Here is a 23,126-nt window from a genome sequence, read left to right as displayed (position 1 = left end):
CTCCCTTATAAACTAACATTAATTAATTCCTTAATATCTTCTTCTGTCATAACACTCATGCGGCTGTTATGATAGTTCTTATCATTAGTGACGTCTTTAATAAACCAATCCGGAGCAGTATAGGAGTTGCATTCCTCTAAATTAGGGAATTCCACTTCTGCTAAAACTACGCCGTCAAATTTACCCTCAAATATATCAAGCTCAACAGTATAACCCTTTCCATCAGGAATTTCATAGCGCTTCTTAGTAATAATATTACCGTCAGCCTTCTTAATTAGATTCTTATAAGCTTCTTCATTTAAGGGAAGGTTATATTCTTCTCTATTCATCTTACCCTTGCCCTTGTAGGTTAGGTAAAATTCATCATTATCCTGTCGTACACGAACAACGGGGTTAGTATTTAAATAGCCCTGTTCAATCTGTCGACACTTGTATTTAGTTAGATCCTCAGGAATTCCTGATACTAAAAATTTACGTTCAATTTCTACACCCATATTACACCTCGAATTTTTGTATACAATACATCTTAATTTAACATATATACAGGGATTTTTCAAATTTAGGGCAAAAAAAGAAGAACCCGTCGGGGTTCTACTTTTTACATTTATAAAAAAATTTAATGAGGGAGGGGATCACACATTAGGGAAATGTAATCCGCTAGACTAACCTCGTAGGGGGAGGAAGGTTAGTCGTTAATTTATGAAAAAGATTTTGAGTTAAGTTATGTATAAGAAGTTAATATATTAGGGAGAGTTATTAACTTCTCCCTTAACTCTGAAAATATAATATCGTGATTTTGTGAACGTGATTTGACAAAGAGCTGAAGAAAGTATGAAAGAGTATAAACTAAATATAAATTCTAGAAAGAAAACGGAAACTAAAAAGTAGGATAAAATTAAAAAAAAGACTACATTCGCAATGAATGTAGTCTTTTCCTTACATTGTTCGTAAACAATTAGTGTCTGCAAAAGGTGAATTACTTCTTCTTCTTGCCAGCGTTAACTGTTTCCTTTAAGCCCTTACCAGCCTTGAACTTAGGTGCCTTAGAAGCAGGAATCTTAATAGACTTACCTGTCTGAGGATTCTTACCTGTTCTAGCAGCTCTTTCAACAACTTCGAAAGTACCGAAACCAACTAACTGGATCTTCTCACCCTTCTTAAGTTCTTCAGATACTGTTTCTACAAAAGCCTTAAGAGCCTTCTCTGAATCCTTCTTTGAAAGTTCAGCCTTTTCTGCGATAGCAGCAACTAATTCTGTCTTGTTCATAAAAACTATTTCCTCCTTAAGATTATTAAGTTTTAATAATTATAAATCATTTATACTACGATTTTTTTATCTTGTCAACATTTTTAACTTGAAAAATGCCGATTTTATGGGATTTATCGAGAATTATATACTCTCAGAAAGAGTTTCCCATTTTTCATAGAGGTCGTTCAAATCCGCTTCAACACTGGATTTCTCCTTATGTATCTCCATCAATCTACCAGTGTTACTTGCAATGCTAGGATCTGCGTACTCTTCGTCTAATTTTTTTATTTTTTCCTCTAATTCTTCGATTTTTGCCTCCACTTTTTTGAGTTCATTCTTAGCCTTTTTAAGACGATTTTGCTCTTCTCTTGAAAGTTTCCATTCTTCCTTAGAATTAGTGTTTGAATTACTAGTGGATGCAGTAGCTGTCGCTTGTTTAGGGCTATCTAGAAGACTAGGGTCATTTTTTAAGGCCTCATCCACTGCGGCAGCTGTTAAAATGTCCTTCTTTTCTAGGTAATAATCGTAATTACCAATGTAATTAACGGTAGTTTTATTAGTAAGTTCCACGATTCTTGTAGCAGTAGTATTAATAAAATATCTATCATGAGAAACGTAGAGAACTGTTCCAGTGTAGCTATTTAGGGCATTTTCAAGAATCTCCTTAGATACAATGTCCAAATGGTTAGTAGGTTCATCAAGAATAAGTAGGTTAGCATTTGAAAGCATAAGCTTTGCAAGGGAAACTCGTCCTCTCTCTCCACCAGATAAGTCACGAATATACTTAAATACGTCGTCTCCTGTAAAGAGGAAAGCAGCAAGGGTGTTACGAATCTTAGTGTTATTAAGGTCCGGATAAGCATCACTAATTTCCTCAAATAAAGTCTTATCAGGGTCAAGGACGTGGTGTTCCTGATCGTAATAACCAATTTCCACTTTTGAGCCAAGCATGATTGTGCCTGAATCTGCCGGTATAAGGCCATTTATAAGACGAAGAATAGTAGTCTTACCAGTACCGTTGTTACCAATAAGTGCCACGCGCTCGCCTCTCTTAATTTCTAAATCTAAATTCTTAAATAAAGTCACGTTATCAAAAGACTTAGTTAGACCTTCAATTGTAAGTACGTCATTACCGCTTATAACCTGAGGCTCTAGCTTAATCTTCATCTTGTCATCGATTTCTGTGGGTTTTTCTATAACCTCGATTTTATCAAGCATTTTCTCACGAGATTCCGCTCTCTTAATGGATTTCTCACGGTTAAACTGCTTAAGTTTAGTAATAACCGCCTCCTGATGCTTGATGTCACGCTGCTGATTTAGGTATTCCTTTAACTTCATGTTACGAAGGACCGCCTTCTTTGCTGCGTAATCTGTATAGTTTCCTGAAAATGTAGTCACAACTCCTTGGTCTATCTCAATAACCTTAGATACAATCTTATCAAGGAAATATCTATCATGAGAAACTAAAACTACAGCGCCGTTGTAGTTAAGTAAGTAGTTTTCAAGCCATGCAATAGACTCCATATCCAAGTGGTTAGTAGGCTCATCAAGTAAGATAATATCTGGACTTGAAAGAAGAATTTTACCAAGGGCAACTCTAGTTTTTTGACCACCGGATAGAGTATTTACATTAAGACTAAAGTCTTCTTCACTAAAACCTAAACCCTTTAAAACACCCACGATTTCTGACTTGTAGGCATAACCGTTGGCCATTTCAAACTTCTGATTTAAGCTGTTATATTTATTAAGTAGGGCGTCAAGTTCCTCGCCCTTAGTGCTTCCCATCCTTGATTCAATGTCACGAAGCTCAGTTTCCATATCAATGACATACTGCTTAACCTCAAGCAATTCATCATAAATACTTTTACCCGAATTAAGTTCCTGCTGCTGAGCAAGGTAAGCAAGTGTCTTGCCCTTTGATAGTGTAACTAAACCACTATCAAGAGGCTCCTCGCCAACGATCATCTTAAGTAAAGTAGACTTACCAGCACCATTAATGCCAATGATGGCAGCCTTCTCATGATCCTCTATATTAAAAGTACAGTCCTTTATAATCACATCTGTAGCAAAAGACTTGCTTAGATTGTTCACTGAAAGTATCATCAAAACCTCCAAAATATCCTAATAAAAAATTCTTATAATCGTTTATATTTACTTGACGATTATAAATAGAAAAAAGTAAAATTGCAATGTGTGCGCAATCTATGATTGCGTGCTAAGTATCGCCGAAGGCGATACAGAATAGATTTCGAATGAGTAAATCATTTGAAATGCAGCCGCGCGCTGATTCGCGAAGCGAATTCTAATGCGCGACGGTTCCCCTAATTGGTGTTGTAATTGCGTAGCGATTGCAATGCAGCCGCGCGCTGATTCGCGAAGCGAATTCTAATGCGCGACGGTTCCCCCTAAACACGCAATCGGAGATTGCGTTTCAACTTTAAACATATTCGCGAAGCGAATACTACTTACAATTTCGTAAAGAAATTATCTAAACAAATTATGAGGATAAACTATGAAAAACATAATCTTAGATAAAATCGACAAATCCGAAGCCCTCCGCTACCTTGGTTATCGTAATACCAAGATAGACGACAACCTTCTTTCATTAATTGATGAAAGCGAGGAAGAGGTTAGAAAGCTAGCAAGTCCTAGATATATCTACAAAGTCTTTGACTTTAGTGAAACTAGCGAGGGCATTACATTTTCAAATACAAACCTTACCCTAAAGGGTAATTCTATAAAAAATCACCTTGCAAACTGCGAAAAAGCTGTAGCTATGGCGGTTACCATAGGTGAGGGCATTGATAGAAACATAAGAATTCTATCCCACACAAATCTGGCTAAATCAGTGGTTTTTGATGCATTTTCAAGCGCCGCCATTGAGCAGGTTTGTAATAAAGTTGAGGATATTATTAGGGAAGAATTTAAGGAATACAAGATGACCTTTAGATTTGGCATAGGTTATGGCGACTTGCCTCTAAGTCATCAAAAAGATTTCGTGAAGGTTCTTGATGCCACAAAAAAGATAGGAATAACCGTTGGGAATTCCCACATGATGATTCCTACAAAGTCAGTAACCGCAATTATTGGCCTTAGCAAAGAGGAAATTAAAAAGGCCAATAGAAACTGCGCAGATTGCAATTTGATGGGAAATTGTAACATTTTAAAATCAGGAAATCACTGCTATTAAGCGGTATTCTTAAAACAAGTAATAAAGTAAATGTGTATTGTAATAAATGAGGAGTAAAAAATGACTAAGAAGGAAAAATTTAATGAACTATTAAAAAAGGACTATGTAATACTTGATGGCGGCATGGGCACAATGCTTCAGGCAGCAGGCATGAAGGTGGGGGAAACACCGGAAATGCTTAATATCACTAATCCTGAATTAATAGAGTCAATTCATGAAAAATATTTTTTGGCCGGTTCAGATATTGTCTATGCCAATACATTTGGTGGAAATGAATATAAGCTCGAGGAGTGCGGCCATTCCGTGGAAGAGCTTGTAACTGCAGGTATTAAGCTTGCAATTAAGGCAAGAGATAAGGTAAAGCCAGAGGGTTTAGTAGCCCTTGATTTAGGCCCAATTGGAATCCTACTTGAGCCCACAGGGGTGCTTTCCTTTGAGGCAGCTTACGACATGTATGCTAGATGCGTAAAGGCTGGTGCTGCAGCAGGGGCAGATTTGGTGGTGTTTGAGACTATGACAGATTTGCTTGACCTTAAGGCAGCGGTGCTTGCAGCAAGGGAAAATTCAGATTTGCCAATTCTTACAACCATGACTTTTGAACAAAATTTACGTACCTTTACAGGTTGTAGCATTTCCGCTTTTGGCCTTACAATTTCAGGCCTTGATGTTGATGCCCTTGGAATTAACTGCTCTCTTGGTCCAAAGGAATTAGAGCCAGTTATTAAGGAACTTAGAAAATGGACTAACACTCCGCTAGTTTTAAAGCCTAATGCAGGTCTTCCAGACCCAAAGACAAACCTTTATAATGTCACAGCCAAGGATTTTGCCCTTCTTATGAAGGATTTAAGAAAGTATGGCATTAAGATTTATGGAGGTTGTTGCGGAACTAATCCTGAATTTATAGAAGAACTTAGTAAGATGCTTAAGGAAAATGGCAATATTAAGGCAGAGCCTGTTGAGGTTCCTGCAGCTATTTGTTCAGCCACTAAGACTTGCGTGGTAAATGAGCCAAGAGCCGTAGGTGAGCGAATTAACCCTACAGGTAAGAAGAAGTTCCAGCAGGCTCTTAAAGATAGAGATATGGATTACATTTTAGGTCAGGCTCTAGAGCAAACTAGCGCCGGTGCTGACATTTTAGATGTAAATGTTGGCGTGCCAGGTATTGATGAAGTGGAGATGATGGTGGACACAATTAAAGCCCTACAGTCAGTGGTTGATGTGCCTCTCCAGATTGATTCCACAGATCCTTTAGTTTTAGAGGCTGCCCTTCGAGTTTACAATGGTAGAGCCCTAGTAAACTCTGTTAATGGTGAAGAGGAGTCCTTAAAAAATATATTGCCAATCTGTAAGAAATACGGTGCAGCAGTAATTGGTCTAGCCCTTGATGAAGATGGAATTCCAAAGAAGGGCGAGGATAGAGTAAAGATTGCAAAAAAGATTTTAGATAGAGCCACAAGCATTGGAATTGATAAGAAAGATATTTACATTGATTGCCTTACCTTAACAGTTTCAGCTGAACAGGAAGGGGCAAGAGAAACTCTTAAAGCCCTACAAACAGTTAAGAATGAGTTAGGACTTAAGACAATTCTTGGCGTTTCTAATATTTCCTTTGGTTTGCCAAATCGTGTATTAGTTAATCACATTTTCTTAACCATGGCTCTTCAGGCAGGTCTAGATTTATGTATTATTAATCCAAACCTTCCTGAGATGATGGGAGCAATTAGAGCCTTTAAGGTACTTGCTTGCTTTGATGAGAACTCAGTAGATTATGTGGCAGCCTATGCAAATATGCCTCAAACTAAGATAGTTCCTGTATCAGAAGCAAAGACAGCAGGAAATAATCCAAGCGCAAACACTAATATTAACCTTCAGGAAAAGAAGGGAAATTACGAGCTTTCAGATTTAGCTTATGCTGTAAAGAAGGGCCTTAAAAGTGAAGGTGCCGCAGTAACAAGAGAGTTACTAACTAAGATGGATTCCATGGACATTGTAAATAAGTCCTTAATTCCAGCCCTTGATGAGATTGGTGTGGAATTTGAAAAAGGAACTCTTTTCCTACCTCAGCTAATTATGGCAGCTTCAGTAGCATCAGAGGCCTTTGATGTAATTAAGGAAACCCTTAATAAAGATAGTGATGAGACAGTTTCAAAGGGAAAGATTGTCATTGCTACAGTTAAGGGCGATGTTCATGATATTGGAAAAAATATTGTTAAGGTCTTACTTGAAAACTATGGCTATGAGGTTATTGATTTAGGTAAGGATGTGCCATACGAGGATGTTGTTAACGCCATTAGAGATAATGATGTTCACCTTTGCGGTCTATCAGCGCTTATGACTACAACTCTTGTTTCTATGAAGGAAACAATTCAGCTTATTCGTGAAAATAATCTTGATTGTAAGGTCATGGTTGGTGGTGCTGTATTGACCCCAGAATATGCAAAAGAAATTGATGCAGATTTTTATGCAGCCGATGCTAAGGAGTCTGTGGATATTGCTAAAAGAGTGCTCGGTTAAATTGTGATAAATGTATTTTGACATTTTTTTAACATTAGTATATAATGCAAGAAGCACAAATACATCGCAAGTTTAGCACTTGATGATTTATATAGAAGTAAGAATGGAGTAAGGATATGGAAGAGAAAGAAGAAAAGAAGATATCGGCGGTTGTTATTAGAAGACTGCCAAGGTATTATAGATATCTTGGTGAGCTAGTTGAGAATGATGTACAGCGCATTTCTTCTAAAGAATTAAGTGAGAAGATGAAGGTAACAGCTTCTCAGATTCGACAAGATCTTAATAATTTTGGTGGCTTTGGCCAGCAGGGATACGGTTATAATGTTAAGTATCTTTATGACAAGATTGGTAAGATTTTAGGCGTAGACGAACCACATAACATGATTGTAGTTGGTGCTGGTAATATTGGTCGCGCTATTTGTAATTATTCAGACTTTTCTAAGCGTGGATTTGTAATCAAGGGCTTATTTGATAATAACCCTGAAGTTGCTGGAAAAGAAGTTGCAGGAGTTAAGGTTTATAACTCTGAGGGAATTGCCCAGTTTATTAAGGACAACAATATTGAAATCGTAGCTCTTACACTACCTAAGGTAGCTGCTAAGGAAGTTGCTAATATCGTTGTTGAGGCGGGAATTAAGGCAATTTGGAACTTTGCACCAGTAGATTTAAATCTTCCAAAGGACGTTATTGTTGAGAACGTTCATTTATCAGAAAGTTTAATGAGACTTTCTTATGCAATAGCTAATCAAGAGAAACACTAAGAGCTATTAATTAAAGAGAAATTATTAAGAACCTAGAGCTAGGATAGGCTTTTAAAAGCCAAACCTATAATCTAGGTTCTTTTTATTTTATATTAATTTTCTTGTTTTCTTTTTTAGAATGTAAGATAATTAAAATATAAATAATCTTAGTTATTTTTGGGGGATATGAATGACAAATTTTTCGTATGAGAAGATCAAGGATTTAGAGGGAATTGCAGGAGTTCCCATCCTTACTTTAGATGAGAGATGGTACAAATTAATACCTGCAAAATATAAAACAGACGAGATTAATTACTGGGAAAAACAAGTCAATGAATTATTAAAGCAACAAGGACAAGCTCACAATGATATAAAAGAGGTCAAAAAGATTAAAAATCAGCTAATCCAAGAAGTGGTTGAGGCTATGGAGGATGATGATAATAGTGAGGCCAAGAAAAAGAAGATGGAGCAAAATCAGCGTCTAATTCAAGAGGCAAAGGATAAGATTGCTAAACTTGAAGATGAGACTCTAGATTTTCCAAAGGAGCTTGCCAATGCTAACAAGCACTTAATTGCGGAAACGCTAAAGGTGGTCTATGAAAGGCTTAATAACAACGCAGAGGATATTGAGCTTTTGTCTAAACTAATAGATCAAACAAGAATCAAGTTAAAGAAGAACATCGTTATAAGACAGGATAAGGAAGAGGCTAATGAGAAAATGTATACCTATATGCACGATATCTTTGGTCCGGACTTTAGTAACGAACTAGATAAGTTAAATGGCGACTTTAAAATAATGGGAGACAGGAAAAAATGAAGATTGAACTAATTGATAGTAATCAGGCAGCAGCTATCGATAAATATACGATAGATATTTTAAAGGTCCCTTCTCTTTTGCTTATGGAAGAGGCAGCAAAAACAGCCTTTAATGAAATAATAAAGGACTTTAAGGAAAAGGATGAATTCTTTATTACTGCCGCTGCAGGAAATAACGGGGCAGATGCCCTAGCAGTAGCTAGAATGCTTTATTTGGCAGGTTACACGAATTTAGATATCCTTTTGCTTGGCAGTAATTTTACTAAGCAAAATGAGACACAGCAGGAAATGTTAAAGGCCCTAGGCCTTACAATCTATAAAGATTTAGAGGAAATCAAGAACTTAAATAAGGATTATGACTGCATTATTGATGGCCTCTTTGGAGTGGGCTTAAAAAGAGATATTGAGGGCAAATATAAGGAATTAATTGACTATATCAATTCATTATCTGAGCCTAAGCCATATGTCATAGCTCTTGACCTTCCATCTGGCCTTGATGCCTCAACTTCCAAAATTTATGGAACTTGCATAAAAGCAGATAAGACCATTTGCTTTGGCTATGAGAAAATCGGCCTTTATTGTGGCAAGGGTCCAAGTTATGCAGGAGAGATAGTCTCTACACCTATTGGCCTTAATGATAGCCAGAAACTAAAGAGAATTGCTGGGGCAAAAGAAGGTCAAAGTCCGAAAGATGCCAAAACTCCGGCAGTAGATGCCAAAAGTCTGGAAGATGTTAAAACTCCGGCAGTAGATGCCCACACACTGGCAATCAACGAATTTAGCTGCCTTCAGACAATCGGCAATATCAAAGCGGTTTTTGGAAATATCCTTAAAGATAGGGATTCTGAATCAGAGGAAATTAGAAAGACACTAGATAGCAGAGTGAAAGCTGGCAATAAGGGCAGTTATGGCAAGGCTACAATTATTGCAGGCTCTAGTGGAATTGGCGGGGCGGTTATTCTTTCTGCTAAGACAGCGGCTAGAATGGGCCTTGGTATGGTAAAGGCTTTGACACATTTTTCTAATCGCGAAGCCCTACTTACAAGCCTTCCAGAGTGCCTAATTGATGTTTATGAAAATGAATGCCCTATAGATACTTTAAAAGCTGCCCTAGACTTTGCAGATATAGTGGTTTTAGGACCAGGTTTATCTATGAATGAGACAGCAACAAAGCTTTGCAAGGACACCCTAGAACTAATTAATAAGCCAATAATAATTGATGCAGATGCCCTAAATATTATTGCTAGGGATAATTTATTTGATTGCTTAAGGGCAGCAGCTGACAGGCTAGAGGGCAGAATAGTTCTAACTCCACATTTAAAGGAGATGGAGAGACTAACAGAAATAGCTGTTAAAGACATTAAGGCTGACCCTGTTGGAGTGGCTATGGAATTTAGTAGCAAATATCATGTGATTTGTTGCCTAAAGGATGCAAAAACTGTAGTAACTGATGCTAAAAGAGCCTATATTAATCAGGCAGGTAATGATGGCATGGCAACAGCAGGTTCAGGAGATGTGTTAACAGGCGTTCTTGCTGGCATTTTCTCTTATAAATTTAGTGACCCCCTACTTGCTGCAATTACAGGGGTAAATATTCACGCTGTGGCAGGAGATATGGCAGCTAAAAATTTATCTGAAGAAATGATGCTATCTGGTGATATAATTAAATATGTAGACGAGGCCTTAAAGGAAAGATAGCTAGAGTTTGCTTTACATTGGATTGGAATGTATGGTATATTTTAATTTATATATATAATATATAAAATTTTAGCTATATGCTAAGCACAATGAAAGGAATATGAGAATATGAACGATGTACACCCCTCGGATGTAAACGAAGGTTTTTTGATGGGTTTATTAAGAAAAATTACTAGAAAAGACAGACAAGAAGATATTTCAGAAGAAATTATGGATATGGTTAATGAAAGCCATGAACAAGGTGTAATTAAGGAAAGCGAAGCTGAGATGATTGGTAACATCTTCGAATTTGGGGAAAAAGAAGCGGAAGATGTAATGATCCACAGAAAGAATATAGTTGCAATTGATGGCAGCTTTACAGTGGAGCAAGCTTTCAACTTTGTTATGGAGGAAAATTTTTCAAGATATCCAGTTTATGATGAAGATATAGATAATGTAATTGGTATTCTGCATATTAGAGATTTATTAAAAGCGTATGTCTTAGAAAAAAATAAGGGGAAGACATTACATGAACTTGGAGATGACTTAATGTTTGAAGCTTATTGTATCCCTGAGACTCGTAATATTAGCGCACTTTTTAAAGAGATGAAAGCTAAGAAGTCACACATGGCTATAGTCGTTGATGAGTATGGCCAGACAACAGGTATTATCACAATGGAGGATATACTAGAGGAAATCGTTGGTAATATTTTTGATGAATATGACGACGAAGAAGAACAGATAGTCCTTAAGGAAGATGGCTCCTTTATAATGGATGGTCAGACAACCTTAGAGGATGTAGAAGACAAACTTGAAATTGAGTTTTTATGTGAAGATGTAGATACACTAAACGGCTTTTTAATTCTTGAACTTGGTAAGATTCCAACTAAGGAAGATGAAGGCTTTAGTGCAAAATGCGGGAATTACAATTTCACAATACACAATGTCAATAATAAAATGGTTGACAAGGTGCTAGTAACTCAAGTAAAAGACGAGGAAGATTAAACAAGAAACTAGAAAAAGAAGCTAAATTTAAGTTTAATTGCCGCAATATAAACTCGAGTTAGTTCTTCGGGGAAATTAGGGATTTTTGGTTGGGAGTTTTATTATGAGACCAGAGGAAGAGAATATTGTAGAGAAAAGTGATTACGATGTGGTCGCAGAGGCAGATTTTACTCTAGATGGATTGAATTATATCATTACTGGAGATGAAAGATTTTATCGAATGATAGGAGAATTTTCATTCTTTAGCTTTGATAAGATAGTTCATGACGATGATAGGGCAAATTTTCTAGAATTTGTTAAGCATGATAATGAAGAGAAAGACATTTTTATAAGATGTAAGATAAGAGATAGGGGTTTTCGTTTACTCCATCTAATCAAGTTGGAAACTAGAAGAGTTGGCGATGACACCCTTAGCTGCTTTAGATTACAAGACGTTGTATTAGTATGTCAGAAATATAGAAAGTACTTCGATATTGTAAAGAAATATAGAACCTTTATGGATATACTACCTAATAAGTTCTTTGATTTAAATCTAAAGACAGGAATTTTTACACTTTATTATTATAATAACCATAAGGCTTGGCCCATTGTTAGAACACATTTTGATGAATGGAAGAAGTATGTTGTGGAGAAGAAACAGATAGATGAGAAGAGTATGAAGAATTTCAATATGCTTTGTGAGTGTATTGAAAATGAAATGGAGAATTTCAGTATTACTCTTAACTGCTCTATTTTGACTAATGGAGTTAGAATGGAGCATTTATCTATTAAGGGCCAGACTTTAAAGGAATCTGTAGAAGATCCTTTAGTGCTTGGAGTTATAACACAGGAAAGAGCTAATAATAACAATAGCTTTATTATTAGTCAGACGGATAATCCAGAGGCAGGAAGAGATTCAGGCACAGGCTTGCTTAATAAGAAAACTGTTACAGATAAGATTATAGAAAAATTAAACCAGCTAAAGGAAGAGAAGATAAGACAGGGAAGAAATGTTTACTTGCTTGTTTTAGATATTGATAACTTTAAGCAAGTCAATGATAATTACGGTCACTATTTTGGAGACGAGGTTATTAAGTATTTTGCAAAGCGCCTTAGTTATATGGCAGAGGGCAAGGGCTTAGTAGGTCGTATTGGTGGCGATGAATTTATAGTATATCTTGATAATGTTAAGGATGAAGAAGAACTTCGAATCATGTTAAAGAGCATGAGACTTAGATTAAAACTAGAGTTAAAGGAAAAGAATCCTGATTACCTTTTTTCAACATCTATTGGTATTTCAAGATATGGCGTAGATGGCACAGATTTTGAGACATTATTTAAGATAAGTGATGCCTGTCTTTATATTGCTAAGGATAAGGGTAAGGATAGATTTATTATTTATGATCTTGCAAAACATGGCAATTTACTTAAAAATGACACAATAAAGGTGGCAAGAGGCAATGACTTCTTAAAGCCAATTGATAAATACGAATTAGCTACAAAGCTTATTATGAAGGCCTGCAAAGAAGGCCCAAGTTGCATGGTGGATATTATAAAGGAGTTAGGAGATAAGCTTAATTTACACGGAATTAGAGTCTTTGTAGGAGATGACTTAAAGAGGGCTTATTCGTCAGGTCACTATATTAAAGATTTAGATGAAGCAAGCTATATTAACAGCCCTGAGTATAGTGTACATTTTGATGAGCACGATATGTATGTGGTTAATAATGTAGCAGCTATTTATATGATTCATCCAGAATTAGCAAGCAAGTTTAAAGATGATAACATTTGCTCCTTTATTCAAGCTAGGGTAAGAGATGATAAGGGAAAATTTGTTGCCATGATGCAGTTTGATATCTTTGGCGAGAATAGAAGAAAATGGAGTAATGCAGATATTTGCACATTACGAATGTTAGTCCTTGGACTAACTAATATTGCAGGGGAATATGACTGCAAGAAATAAGCATGTAATTGACAACAATTATTGTGATTGTTACAATTATTTATAAAATTTAATAATAGGAGATGTTCGTTATGAGGAAAGCGGTAATTTCTATTTTAGTAGGTAACTCTGCAGGTGTACTTAGTCGTGTGGCTGGATTATTTAGCCGTAGAGGATACAATATTGATAGCTTAACAGTAGGAGAAACTCTCAATCCTGAGATTTCAAGAATGACTATTGTTGCAACTGGTGATGACGATGTGCTTGAGCAGATTGAAAAGCAGTTGACTAAGATAGTAGATGTAAAGAAGATCACAGTTTTACCACTAGATGATTCAGTATGTAGAGAACTTGTTTTAATTAAGGTTTTAGTATCCCCTGAAAAAAGACAGGAAATTGCAACAATAGCTGATATCTATAGAGCTAATATTGTTGATGTATCTAAGGAATCTGTAATTGTTTCACTTACAGGTAGCCAAAGTAAGATTAATGCATTCATAGAATTGTTAGATGGCTTTACAATTGTTGAAATTGCAAGAACTGGTATAACAGGTTTAGAGAGAGGACCAAAAGGCTTATAATTAGTATGTTTAAGGAGAAGGAGAAATCCTTCTCTTTTTTTATTCTATATTGATATTTTATAAGAAATAATATATAATTATCCATATACGAAACGTGAAAACTAAATAAGAACATGAAAGTGAGGAAATATCTTATGGCTAATGTTAGTGAGAGAAAGGATTCAAAAATTCCTTTTCTAAAGACGGTTACTGGTATGAGTTTGATTAGTTATGTAATACTCTTATGTGTATTTGTATTTACTATTACGTCTGTAGTTAGTAAAACTCAGCAAATTTCGAATGCAGCAGAATCAGTAACTGAGGATTTAGAGTCTATGTTAACAAATTTAAGAGTATTTGAGGTTGATATGAGAATCCTTGATAATGATGGATTTGCACTTGCAGCAATGTATGATACTCTTTTATATTTAAAGGATGATAGTGGACAAAGTCAGGTAGAATTTAAAATAGATGAAATGAATACTTGCATTACAGAAATGTCTGATGCAGTTTCAAGTTTGGAAACTTTATTTAATAATTATAAAGGTACTGCTGAAACAGTTGCAACGGCTAAAGAAACAACGAAAGTATTAAAGGATGCTTATACAGATTATAAAAAAGAATATGAAAGCGTAATATCTGCTGCTAAGACAGGAGATACATTAACTATTGCAGGTGTTGTATATGGAGATGCTGCTACATTACTTGCAACTATGAAAGAACAGCTTGATATTTTAAATGTAGAAAGCGGTAAGCTTGCAGATCAGATGAAAAGTTATATTGATATAACTTCTGATTCTGCCTTTGTTATTATAAATACTATGATGGTTGTTTATCTTATTGTAATTATTCTTTGCTTAATTGTTAATAATAATATGATTGGTAAGAAAGTTAAAGAAATAAGTAATGAGATTAGTAGTATTATTCAGGATATTAAGAATAATAAAGGTGATCTTACTGCAAGAGTTCAGACTAAGACAAGCTCTGAATTAGTATATATTAAAGATGGCTTTAATGAATTTATTGTTACACTTCAGGATATTCTTGGAGAAGTTAAGAATGGCACAGAATCTTTAAAGACATCTTCAGGGAATATGACTAGCCAGATTGCCCTTGCTAGAGATAACATTACTAATACTAGTGCTGCTCTTGAAGAGTTATCAGCTAGTATGGAAACAGTATCATCTACAGCTTCAATAATTGATAGTAGTCTTTCTGATGTAAATATTGCTACAGAAAGTATTAATACAAAGGTTGAAGATGGTGCAACTAAGACTAAAGAAATTCAGACAGAAGCTAATAAAATTAAGAATGATGCTCAGCAAAAGAAGAATAATACTGGTAATAAGATGAAGACCTTATCAGGTGTTCTTGAACAGTCAGTTAAGGATAGTGAAAAGGTTAAACAGATTAACGAGTTAACAAATGTAATTTTAGATATTGCTAGTCAGACTAACTTACTTGCCCTTAATGCGTCTATTGAAGCTGCTAGAGCAGGTGAAGCAGGACGAGGTTTTGCTGTAGTTGCTGAAGAAATCAGTACTCTTGCTGATAATTCTAGAGAGACAGCAGGTAATATCCAAAATATCAGTAATGAAGTTACAACAGCAGTTAATTCACTTGCAGATAATGCTATGCAGGTATTAGATTTTATTAACAAGACAGTACTTGCTGATTACGATGAATATGTAGGCATTGGTGAGAAGTACGAAGAGACAGCTATTTACATTAATGAGATGCTAGAGGGAATTGATGGACAGGTACAGAGTTTAAATAGCGCTATGAATGAAATGTCAAGTTCGGTTGAAAATATTACAAGATCTGTGCAGGAATCTTCAGAGGCAATTTCTCAATCTGCTGAAAATTCACAGGATATTGTATATGAAATCAACGATATTAGTGTAGCAATGGATACTAATAATGATGTAACTAGGAAACTGGATGAAGCAACTCATAAGTTTGAGAAGTATTAAAATGTGCTACTAAGGTAAAATTTAAATATAAATACCGAAGAATTGAAAATACCAAGGAAAAGAGGGCAGGATGAAAATCCTGCCCTTAGTTTTATTCTTATTTTTATTCTATATCGTTTTCTTTTTTATATTTTAAAACTCTTCTATCATATTCTTTCTTATGTCTTTTTGCCTGTCCTATAATAACAAGTAAAATGATTATAAGAGCCACTAATGTAACAACTAACTGCTTTACTGAAATGCTAGGACTAGTTTTATATTCCTTTAATTCCTCTTTAAAGCTCTTAACACTTTCTACAATAGAGTTTGAGTATTCATTTGCATTATTAATAGCCGCCTCGTCTGCAGCTACCTTCTCTTCGTAGGCAATAGTTTCATAGGTCTTTACATTTTCTAAAATATCATTGCCAGTATCTGTACCCACTAAAGTTCTGTAAAGTCCAAATCTTGATGGGCTATATTCATATTCATCATCCACATAAAACCACCAGCCTTGCTGGGAAACATGTCTTGTATAGGCAGTCTTTAAGGCATCTAGGGCAGTTCTATTATTAAGAGTTTCAAGCTCTTCCCTTAAATTAAGAGTAATAGTGTTCTCACCATACAAATGAATATAGGTCTTAGGAACATCATAGCTGCCATATTCACTAGCAGATTCCGGATGGTAGTTGGCATCGTTTGAGTTATTAACTGAGTCTGCCACTGCATTTGCCAAAAGAATATGGGCGCCGTGGCCGTATTCTCCATTAAAATCCTGTGTTACCACAATTAGTGGCTGGAAACGTCTGATGCATTCAGTGGTGTAGGCGCAAACAGTGTCGTAGTCGTAGTTTTGAAGGGCAGCATCATAGTCACCACAGTAGTAGTCGTAAAAATCTCCCTTTACAGGATAGATATTAAGACCAAGTTCCCACAAACCATCTAATTCTTCGTGCTCTCTATAAGGTTCTGACTTGTAAAAGTCACACATATAGGCAACTTGAACAGATACGTCATCTCTTGAACCGTAAAGGGCAAGTACTCCACCAAGGAAGAGAATCTCATCATCTGCATGTGTTGAAAATACAAGGATGTCAGGTCTAGTAGCTGTTGGATTCCAAACTTGAACGCTATCTGGTAAATCACCTTTAGATAGAACTGCTATTTCACAGATTCTCATATCTTCAGTTAAGTTGATATTTAGTGACTTTGTAGCTATATCAAATGGAATATATTCATGTAAAAATCCATCTTCACCGCAAGTTAGTGTCACATCCCCATAGCTAATAGTGTAGCTAGTTTGTGGATTGTGATACCATTTTATATAAAGACCATACATGTCCTCTTCACAGTCTATGGAAACACTAGTGTTAGCACTATATTTTACGGAACTTTTGTAGGAATCATCTCGTACAAGAGAAGTGTCCGCCAAAGATTTATTAAGTGTGAAATCTAGGAAACTAGCAGTTTGGGATTCTGCATTTGTTTCTTCTGCCTTGCAAGGCTTTGAATTAAAGATAAGTAAGCCACTTATTATAAGAATTAGGCTTAGAAAAAATTTAGAAAATTTAAGTCGCATTTTATAAGTCCTCCCCCTTAAATCGTGTATTATAAAAATAACATTTTTATATTTTAAGCACAAGTGATATGATATAAATATAGACAGAAATATAAGAGCAGAAGTTAGAAAAGTAAAAGAGTAGAAATTAGAGAAGAAAAAGAGTAGGGAAAAAGAGGGATTTATTATGAGGAGAGATTTTGCTTACATTAGGGTAGGAGTGTATGCAAGTACACTTTCTATCAGACTTGGAGAACAGGTAGTTAAAAAGCTACAAAGAGTGAATAGGGATAAATATATTGAACTTGTTAGAATCAAGCCGGTGACTCGTAAAAAAGGCGAGGAATTTGAGCTTTTAGTAAATGCCCTACAGGGCGATAAAATTGATATGGCAGCCATTTTCTTAGACAAGCTCTATCAATGTGAGAACGACAAAATAGAGAGGATTCTTAAAAAAAGAGGCTTAAGTTTAGCTACTGTAATGCCTAGAGAATCTGAGGAGACAGTGCTTGTAAAGAAGAGGTTTCAAAGCCAGAAGGAAGACAAATTAAGCATTTGCACTGATAGCAGCGAGCGATTAATCCAAATTGAAGATAGATTTCCTGAAAGCAGTACAGAAGTTTTTGAAGGAGTTAATAGCTGCCTTAAAGAGCTTTCAAGAGGAAATGTATCTTGTGCTATACTTCCAATGTATGCCATAAAGGTTATGAGCAAGGATAAGTATAGAGGCTTTGAATATTTAAATTACGATAGAAAAAGATTTATACCAAGTATGGGCCAGGGAATTCCTTTGCTAATAGAGCGAGACGGGGAAGGCCTTGAATTATCTAGTAAGAGATTACTTGATGGGGACACGGCTTATGAAGTATTTATGGAAAGAGAAATTTATGATAAAATAAAGGAGCTTGATAAGGAAAACAGGCTAGATTATTTAACTATTAATGCAAAGGCTAGTTTGAATAAGCTAGACATTAATGTATTTTTAGATATCGAAGGATGTGCCTTTAGAATAAACAAGAAGGGCGATAAATTAGACAAGAATGTAATTACATCTAAGATTTTAGAGGAAGTTAATGACATGCTTATAGGTTTGTAATAAATGGAAGTTAGGAAGGAATATTTATGGAGTTTAGAAAAATTGATGATACTAAGTTTCAGTGCAGATTGTTAGAGGAAGATTTAGAGAATAACAACATCTCACTAGACGATTTTTTTAGAAATGACACAGTTAAGATTCACGGCTTACTTGATGCTGTAATGGAAGAAGCTAAGGAAAGTATTGGAGTAGATTTAGATGGTGGAGTTATGTCACTACAGCTTGCACCACAGCCAGATCACTCAATCTTACTTACAATTTCAACAGGTAAGGAAGATTTTAACTCAATGCTTAAGCAGGCCGGTTCTGATTTATCTCAGACCTTTGCTAAGGATTTGCAAAAAAATGTTTTCAAGAACGTAACGGATGCAAAAAACCCAGACTTTAAGAGTTTTGATAAGATTGCAGAAATCTTTAAGAACATGGAAGATGACTCAGAAGAAAAGGAAGATGAGGCTTCTAAGATAGAAAAGCTTGAGGGTGAAATAGGAAAGCCAGATCAGACAACAGCAAGTAAGGAAGATGCCCTTACAGAAGAGAAGGCTAAGAAGACAAGAAAGCCTAAGGATAATACTAGATTCCTTGTAGGGGTATTTGTATTTAATAGCTTAGAGGAATTTGAAGAGATGTGTAGTAAGGCTGTTAAGACATGGCGCGTTACTAACAGCTTATGGAAGAATGATGATAAATACTATCTTGTAATTAATAGAGGTAGTTGCAGTAAGGAGAAATATATCCAGTTACTTAATACTGTAGTTGAGTACGGTAAGTTTGACTGGGCAGGTGAAGAGAGAGTTTCTTATGTTAAGGAACACTTCACACCAGTAATTAAGAATAATGCAATTAATACTGTAAAGAGGTACTTATAATGCGCTATCCACAATTTTTAAAAAATAACGGGACTATAGGTTTTGTTGCACCATCCTTTGGATGTGCAACAGAGCCTTATTTTACTGCCTTTAAAATGGCACAGGATAAATTTAAAGACATGGGCTACAAGCTAGACCTAGGCCTTAATGTATATAAGGCAGAAGGTATTGGAATAAGCAATAAACCTGAACTTTGTGCCAAGGAATTAATGGATATGTATCAGTCAAAGGATAATGATGTTTTAATTTCTTGTGGTGGTGGTGAGCTTATGTGTGAAATCCTAGATTTTATAGATTGGGACTTATTAAAAGGGTCAGATCCTAAGTTTTATCTAGGATATTCTGATAATACTAATTTTACCTTCCTTTCAAATATCCTAATGGATACAGCAAGTATTTATGGCCCCTGTGCTGCAAGCTTTGCTATGCCAAAATGGCACAAGGCCCTAGAGGATACGTTTGAGGTCTTAACAGGAAAAGACTATGAAAAGGAGGGCCAATACATTTTCAAAAAGATTAGTTCTTACGATAGCTTTGAAATAGAGTCTTTAAAGACAGAAACTAATCCAGCACCAGAATATAACCTTACTATGAAAAAGGAGCTTAAACTCTTTAAGGGTGATAAGTTAGTAAGTGATGGCGCTACCATTGAGGGTGTAGCTGCTAACGGGGCGGGCCTTGAGTTTGAGGGACGTTTAATTGGTGGTTGCCTTGACTGCCTTGCCAATGTTCTTGGCACTAAGTTTGATAAGGTAGAGGAATTTGTTGAGAAATATAAGGACGATAAGATCGTCTGGTTTTTGGAGAGCTGCGACTTAAATGTATTTGACATAAGAAGGGCTCTTTGGAGAATGGATAATGCCGGTTGGTTTAAGAATGCCGCTGGTTTTATCATAGGTAGACCAATGCATTATAATGAGCCAATTATGAATTTGGACCAGTATAGTGCGGTTACGGGGATAGTTGGAAAGTATAATCTACCAATAATTATGGATGCTGATTTTGGACATCTTCCACCTAGCATGCCAATAATTTCCGGTAGTTATGCAAGGCTTAAAGCTAAAGAGAATAATATTGATATTTTCTATTATTTACGATAGAATAAGACAATACATGTCAGACAAATTTATGGCATTGTCTGACATATGGATTTCGTAGTGGCTTTCGAAATTAGATTCTATTTAGCTTAATGAGGATTAAGCCTAGATAAAGAAAATTGGAGGAATGATTTTATGGGAATGACTATGACACAAAAAATTCTTGCCGCTCATGCAGGACTTCCTGAAGTTAAGGCAGGACAGTTAATTGAAGCTGATCTTGACTTAGTTCTTGGTAATGATATTACATCTCCTGTAGCTATTCATGAGATGGATAAGATGAAGTTAAAGAGCGTGTTTAATAAGGATAAGATTGCACTTGTACCTGACCACTTTGTTCCTAATAAGGATATTAAGTCAGCAGAACATTGCAAATGTGTTCGCGAGTTTGCAGCTAGACATGAGATTACAAACTATTTCGAAGTAGGTGAGATGGGTATTGAACATGCACTTCTTCCTGAATCAGGTTTAACTGTAGCAGGTGATGTTATTATTGGTGCAGATTCACATACATGTACTTACGGAGCCCTAGGTGCTTTTTCAACAGGTGTTGGCTCAACAGATATGGCAGCAGGTATGGCAACTGGTAAGGCATGGTTTAAGGTGCCATCAGCAATTAAGTTTAACTTAACAGGACAGCTTAAGCCTTGGGTATCAGGTAAGGATGTTATCTTACATATCATTGGTATGATTGGTGTTGATGGAGCTCTTTATAGATCTATGGAATTTAGCGGAGAAGGCGTTTCTTCTTTAACTATGGATGATAGATTTACAATCGCTAATATGGCTATTGAAGCAGGTGGAAAGAATGGTATCTTCCCTGTGGATGATTTAGCTAGAGCATATATGAAGGAGCATTCAAAGAGAGATTTTGTGGAATATAGCGCAGACCCTGATGCTGAGTATGATGAGGTTATTGATATTGACCTTTCAAGCTTAGAGTCAACTGTAAGTTTCCCACATCTTCCTGAGAATACTCACGTAGTTGGTACATTTGATGATATTGCAATTGACCAGGTTGTAATTGGCTCATGTACTAATGGTAGAATTGATGACCTTAGATGTGCTGCTAAGATTTTAGAAGGCAGACATGTTAAGAAGGGAATTAGAGTTATTATTATTCCAGCTACTCAAAAGATTTACATGCAGGCTATTAAGGAAGGTTTAATTGAGACCTTTATTAAGGCTGGTGCAGTTGTATCTACACCAACTTGTGGCCCATGTCTTGGTGGTTATATGGGAATTTTAGCATCTGGTGAAAAATGTGTCTCAACAACAAACCGTAACTTCGTTGGACGTATGGGTGCTATTGATTCAGAGATTTATCTTGCAAGTCCTGCAGTTGCTGCAAGTTCAGCAATCACAGGTAAGATAAGCAAGCCAAGTGATTTAGGATTATAAGAAAGGGAGTGGCAGTGATATGAAGGCAGAAGGAAAAGTTTTTAAATTTGGTGATAATGTAGATACAGACGTAATTATTCCAGCAAGATACTTAAACTCATCTGATCCAGCTGAGCTTGCTAAGCATTGTATGGAAGATATTGATAAGGAATTTGTTTCAAAGGTTTCAAAGGGAGATATTATTGTGGCTAATAAAAACTTTGGTTGTGGTTCTTCAAGAGAACATGCACCTATAGCTATTAAGGCAGCAGGTGTATCTTGTGTTATTGCAGAAACCTTTGCAAGAATTTTTTATAGAAATTCTATTAATATTGGTTTACCAATCATTGAGTGTCCAGCTGCTGCAAAGGAAATTAATGCAGGAGATGACATTGAAGTAGACTTTAATACAGGTATTATCTTCGATAAGACAACAGGTAAATCCTATGAAGGACAGGCCTTTCCAGAGTTTATGCAGAAGCTTATAAACGCTGGTGGACTTATCAATTACATAAATGAAAAGTAAAGATTTCGTAATATTTGTATTGCATTTGTAACAAAATTATAGTATGATTGGAAGCATCTGATAAGTTAGGCACAAATTTCAACTCAGTCGGAGTACAAGCTCCGACTGAGTTAAACGCTCCGCGAGGATGCGCACGGATTCGGACAGGAATTTGTCTGCTGTGCAGACCCGAATCCGGCGCGCAAGACTCGCGAGCGATTCTTGACTATTTAGTTTAGGAGAATTTAAAATGAAAACAATTTTAAAGTCTCTTGCAGGCTTCATGGCTTTTGTGTTTATCTTTAGTTTACTTTCAGTTAAAAGTTTTGCTTCTACTAAGGAAGTGGATTTGTATTCCGAATACTATAATTCCGGCAATATATTTGCACAGATAGGCTATTATGGTCAGTGTACTTGGTATGCCTATGGTAGAGCTTGTGAAGTAAACGGATGCTATTATCCTTTTAAGTGGGATGCAGCAAAGTGGTACTATTACGCAAAAGACAGTGGCGAATTTGAAGTCGGTGACGAAGCAAGAGCAAACTCAATCGCTGTATGGTCTTACTATGGTAGCGGCCATGTGGCATATGTGGAAAGCGTTAGTGGTGACGAGGTAACTATAACTGAGGCTAACAATGATCACTCAATTAGTTATAAAAGCTATAGTCTTTCTACAGGAATTAAGCAGTATGATGGTTACAAGACTTATTCAAGCCAAGGGATGAAGACAAGATATTCTAAGGGCGTTTTACTTGGATATATCTATTTATCATCTGAATCAGAGCTTGAATTATCTGATTCCTCAGAAGTTCTAACAGACATTACTGGAGCGAATGCTGGCATAGAGGCAGCTAGTGAAGCTCTAGAACAGCAAAAGAATGCTAATTCCAATTCTCTAGTGCTTTATAATAACAACGGTTATTATAGTAACTATAAGCTAGAGGAAGAATTAATTGATTATGACAAGGCAGTCATAATGAGAAATGAAAACTAGATA

Annotated in this window: 19 protein-coding genes; 15 read left to right on the top strand and 4 right to left on the bottom strand. The window is 36.0% G+C overall.

Annotated elements, in window-relative coordinates:
* Window positions 1–5: 5 nt before the first annotated feature.
* The 3 genes from G600_RS0106415 to G600_RS0106405 all read right to left on the bottom strand — a co-directional run bounded on the left by G600_RS0106415 (window position 6) and on the right by G600_RS0106405 (window position 3,352).
* The gene (locus G600_RS0106415) at window positions 6–494 is read right to left on the bottom strand and encodes a CYTH domain-containing protein (RefSeq protein WP_034245787.1); all 489 of its coding nucleotides are present in this window, start codon (window positions 492–494) and stop codon (window positions 6–8) included.
* Window positions 495–976: 482 nt separating this feature from the next.
* A complete protein-coding gene (locus tag G600_RS0106410) occupies window positions 977–1,267 on the bottom strand; it encodes an HU family DNA-binding protein (RefSeq protein WP_027431204.1) in 291 nt (96 codons plus the stop codon).
* A gap of 123 nt (window positions 1,268–1,390) precedes the next feature.
* Entirely contained in the window at window positions 1,391–3,352 is a 1,962-nt protein-coding gene (locus G600_RS0106405) for an ABC-F family ATP-binding cassette domain-containing protein (RefSeq protein WP_027431203.1), read from the bottom strand.
* A gap of 409 nt (window positions 3,353–3,761) precedes the next feature.
* On the opposite strand from G600_RS0106405, the gene G600_RS0106400 reads away from it, so the two are divergent.
* From G600_RS0106400 to G600_RS0106360, 9 genes are all read left to right on the top strand, one after another.
* On the top strand, window positions 3,762–4,439 hold the full coding sequence (locus G600_RS0106400) for a vitamin B12 dependent-methionine synthase activation domain-containing protein (RefSeq protein ID WP_027431202.1): 678 nt from the start codon (window positions 3,762–3,764) through the stop codon (window positions 4,437–4,439).
* A 60-nt stretch (window positions 4,440–4,499) separates the two neighbouring features.
* On the top strand, window positions 4,500–6,953 hold the full coding sequence (locus G600_RS0106395; RefSeq protein ID WP_027431201.1) for a homocysteine S-methyltransferase family protein: 2,454 nt from the start codon (window positions 4,500–4,502) through the stop codon (window positions 6,951–6,953).
* 116 nt (window positions 6,954–7,069) lie between these two features.
* Complete coding sequence (locus G600_RS0106390) at window positions 7,070–7,714, top strand: redox-sensing transcriptional repressor Rex (protein ID WP_027431200.1); 645 nt, start codon at window positions 7,070–7,072, stop codon at window positions 7,712–7,714.
* A gap of 169 nt (window positions 7,715–7,883) precedes the next feature.
* A complete protein-coding gene (locus G600_RS0106385) occupies window positions 7,884–8,510 on the top strand; it encodes a hypothetical protein (RefSeq protein ID WP_034245784.1) in 627 nt (208 codons plus the stop codon).
* Window positions 8,507–10,207, top strand: coding sequence for a bifunctional ADP-dependent NAD(P)H-hydrate dehydratase/NAD(P)H-hydrate epimerase (locus G600_RS0106380; RefSeq protein WP_027431198.1), 1,701 nt, complete (start codon window positions 8,507–8,509; stop codon window positions 10,205–10,207). The genes G600_RS0106385 and G600_RS0106380 overlap by 4 nt, the downstream gene beginning before the upstream one ends.
* A gap of 108 nt (window positions 10,208–10,315) precedes the next feature.
* The gene (locus tag G600_RS13960; protein WP_034245780.1) at window positions 10,316–11,191 is read left to right on the top strand and encodes a hemolysin family protein; all 876 of its coding nucleotides are present in this window, start codon (window positions 10,316–10,318) and stop codon (window positions 11,189–11,191) included.
* Window positions 11,192–11,294: 103 nt separating this feature from the next.
* On the top strand, window positions 11,295–13,133 hold the full coding sequence (locus tag G600_RS0106370; protein WP_027431197.1) for a GGDEF domain-containing protein: 1,839 nt from the start codon (window positions 11,295–11,297) through the stop codon (window positions 13,131–13,133).
* 71 nt (window positions 13,134–13,204) lie between these two features.
* Window positions 13,205–13,693 (top strand): acetolactate synthase small subunit, encoded by a 489-nt coding sequence (ilvN, locus tag G600_RS0106365; RefSeq protein ID WP_027431196.1) that lies wholly within the window; start codon window positions 13,205–13,207, stop codon window positions 13,691–13,693.
* Between the two features lie 134 nt (window positions 13,694–13,827).
* Window positions 13,828–15,645: a methyl-accepting chemotaxis protein gene (locus tag G600_RS0106360; protein ID WP_027431195.1), complete on the top strand. Its 1,818-nt coding sequence runs from the start codon at window positions 13,828–13,830 to the stop codon at window positions 15,643–15,645.
* A gap of 103 nt (window positions 15,646–15,748) precedes the next feature.
* On the opposite strand, the gene G600_RS0106355 is transcribed toward G600_RS0106360, so the two are convergent.
* Window positions 15,749–17,203, bottom strand: a complete 1,455-nt coding sequence (locus tag G600_RS0106355) for a PIG-L deacetylase family protein (protein ID WP_034245777.1) — start codon at window positions 17,201–17,203, stop codon at window positions 15,749–15,751.
* A 166-nt stretch (window positions 17,204–17,369) separates the two neighbouring features.
* On the opposite strand from G600_RS0106355, the gene G600_RS0106350 reads away from it, so the two are divergent.
* The 6 genes from G600_RS0106350 to G600_RS15015 all read left to right on the top strand — a co-directional run bounded on the left by G600_RS0106350 (window position 17,370) and on the right by G600_RS15015 (window position 23,123).
* Window positions 17,370–18,278 carry a hypothetical protein gene (locus G600_RS0106350; RefSeq protein WP_027431193.1) on the top strand — a complete coding sequence of 303 codons (909 nt, stop codon included), beginning with the start codon at window positions 17,370–17,372 and terminating at the stop codon, window positions 18,276–18,278.
* Window positions 18,279–18,304: 26 nt separating this feature from the next.
* Complete coding sequence (locus G600_RS0106345; RefSeq protein WP_027431192.1) at window positions 18,305–19,147, top strand: adaptor protein MecA; 843 nt, start codon at window positions 18,305–18,307, stop codon at window positions 19,145–19,147.
* Window positions 19,147–20,247, top strand: coding sequence for a S66 family peptidase (locus tag G600_RS0106340; protein WP_027431191.1), 1,101 nt, complete (start codon window positions 19,147–19,149; stop codon window positions 20,245–20,247). The genes G600_RS0106345 and G600_RS0106340 overlap by 1 nt, the downstream gene beginning before the upstream one ends.
* 132 nt (window positions 20,248–20,379) lie before the next feature.
* Window positions 20,380–21,645: a 3-isopropylmalate dehydratase large subunit gene (leuC, locus tag G600_RS0106335; protein WP_027431190.1), complete on the top strand. Its 1,266-nt coding sequence runs from the start codon at window positions 20,380–20,382 to the stop codon at window positions 21,643–21,645.
* A 19-nt stretch (window positions 21,646–21,664) separates the two neighbouring features.
* Window positions 21,665–22,150 (top strand): 3-isopropylmalate dehydratase small subunit, encoded by a 486-nt coding sequence (leuD, locus tag G600_RS0106330; protein WP_027431189.1) that lies wholly within the window; start codon window positions 21,665–21,667, stop codon window positions 22,148–22,150.
* Window positions 22,151–22,379: 229 nt separating this feature from the next.
* A complete protein-coding gene (locus G600_RS15015) occupies window positions 22,380–23,123 on the top strand; it encodes a CHAP domain-containing protein (RefSeq protein ID WP_027431188.1) in 744 nt (247 codons plus the stop codon).
* The last annotated feature ends 3 nt before the right edge of the window (window positions 23,124–23,126 follow it).

The organism is Lachnospira multipara ATCC 19207 (genome assembly GCF_000424105.1).
Lineage (GTDB): Bacteria > Bacillota > Clostridia > Lachnospirales > Lachnospiraceae > Lachnospira > Lachnospira multipara.
This window is presented reverse-complemented; position numbering and strand designations above follow the sequence as displayed.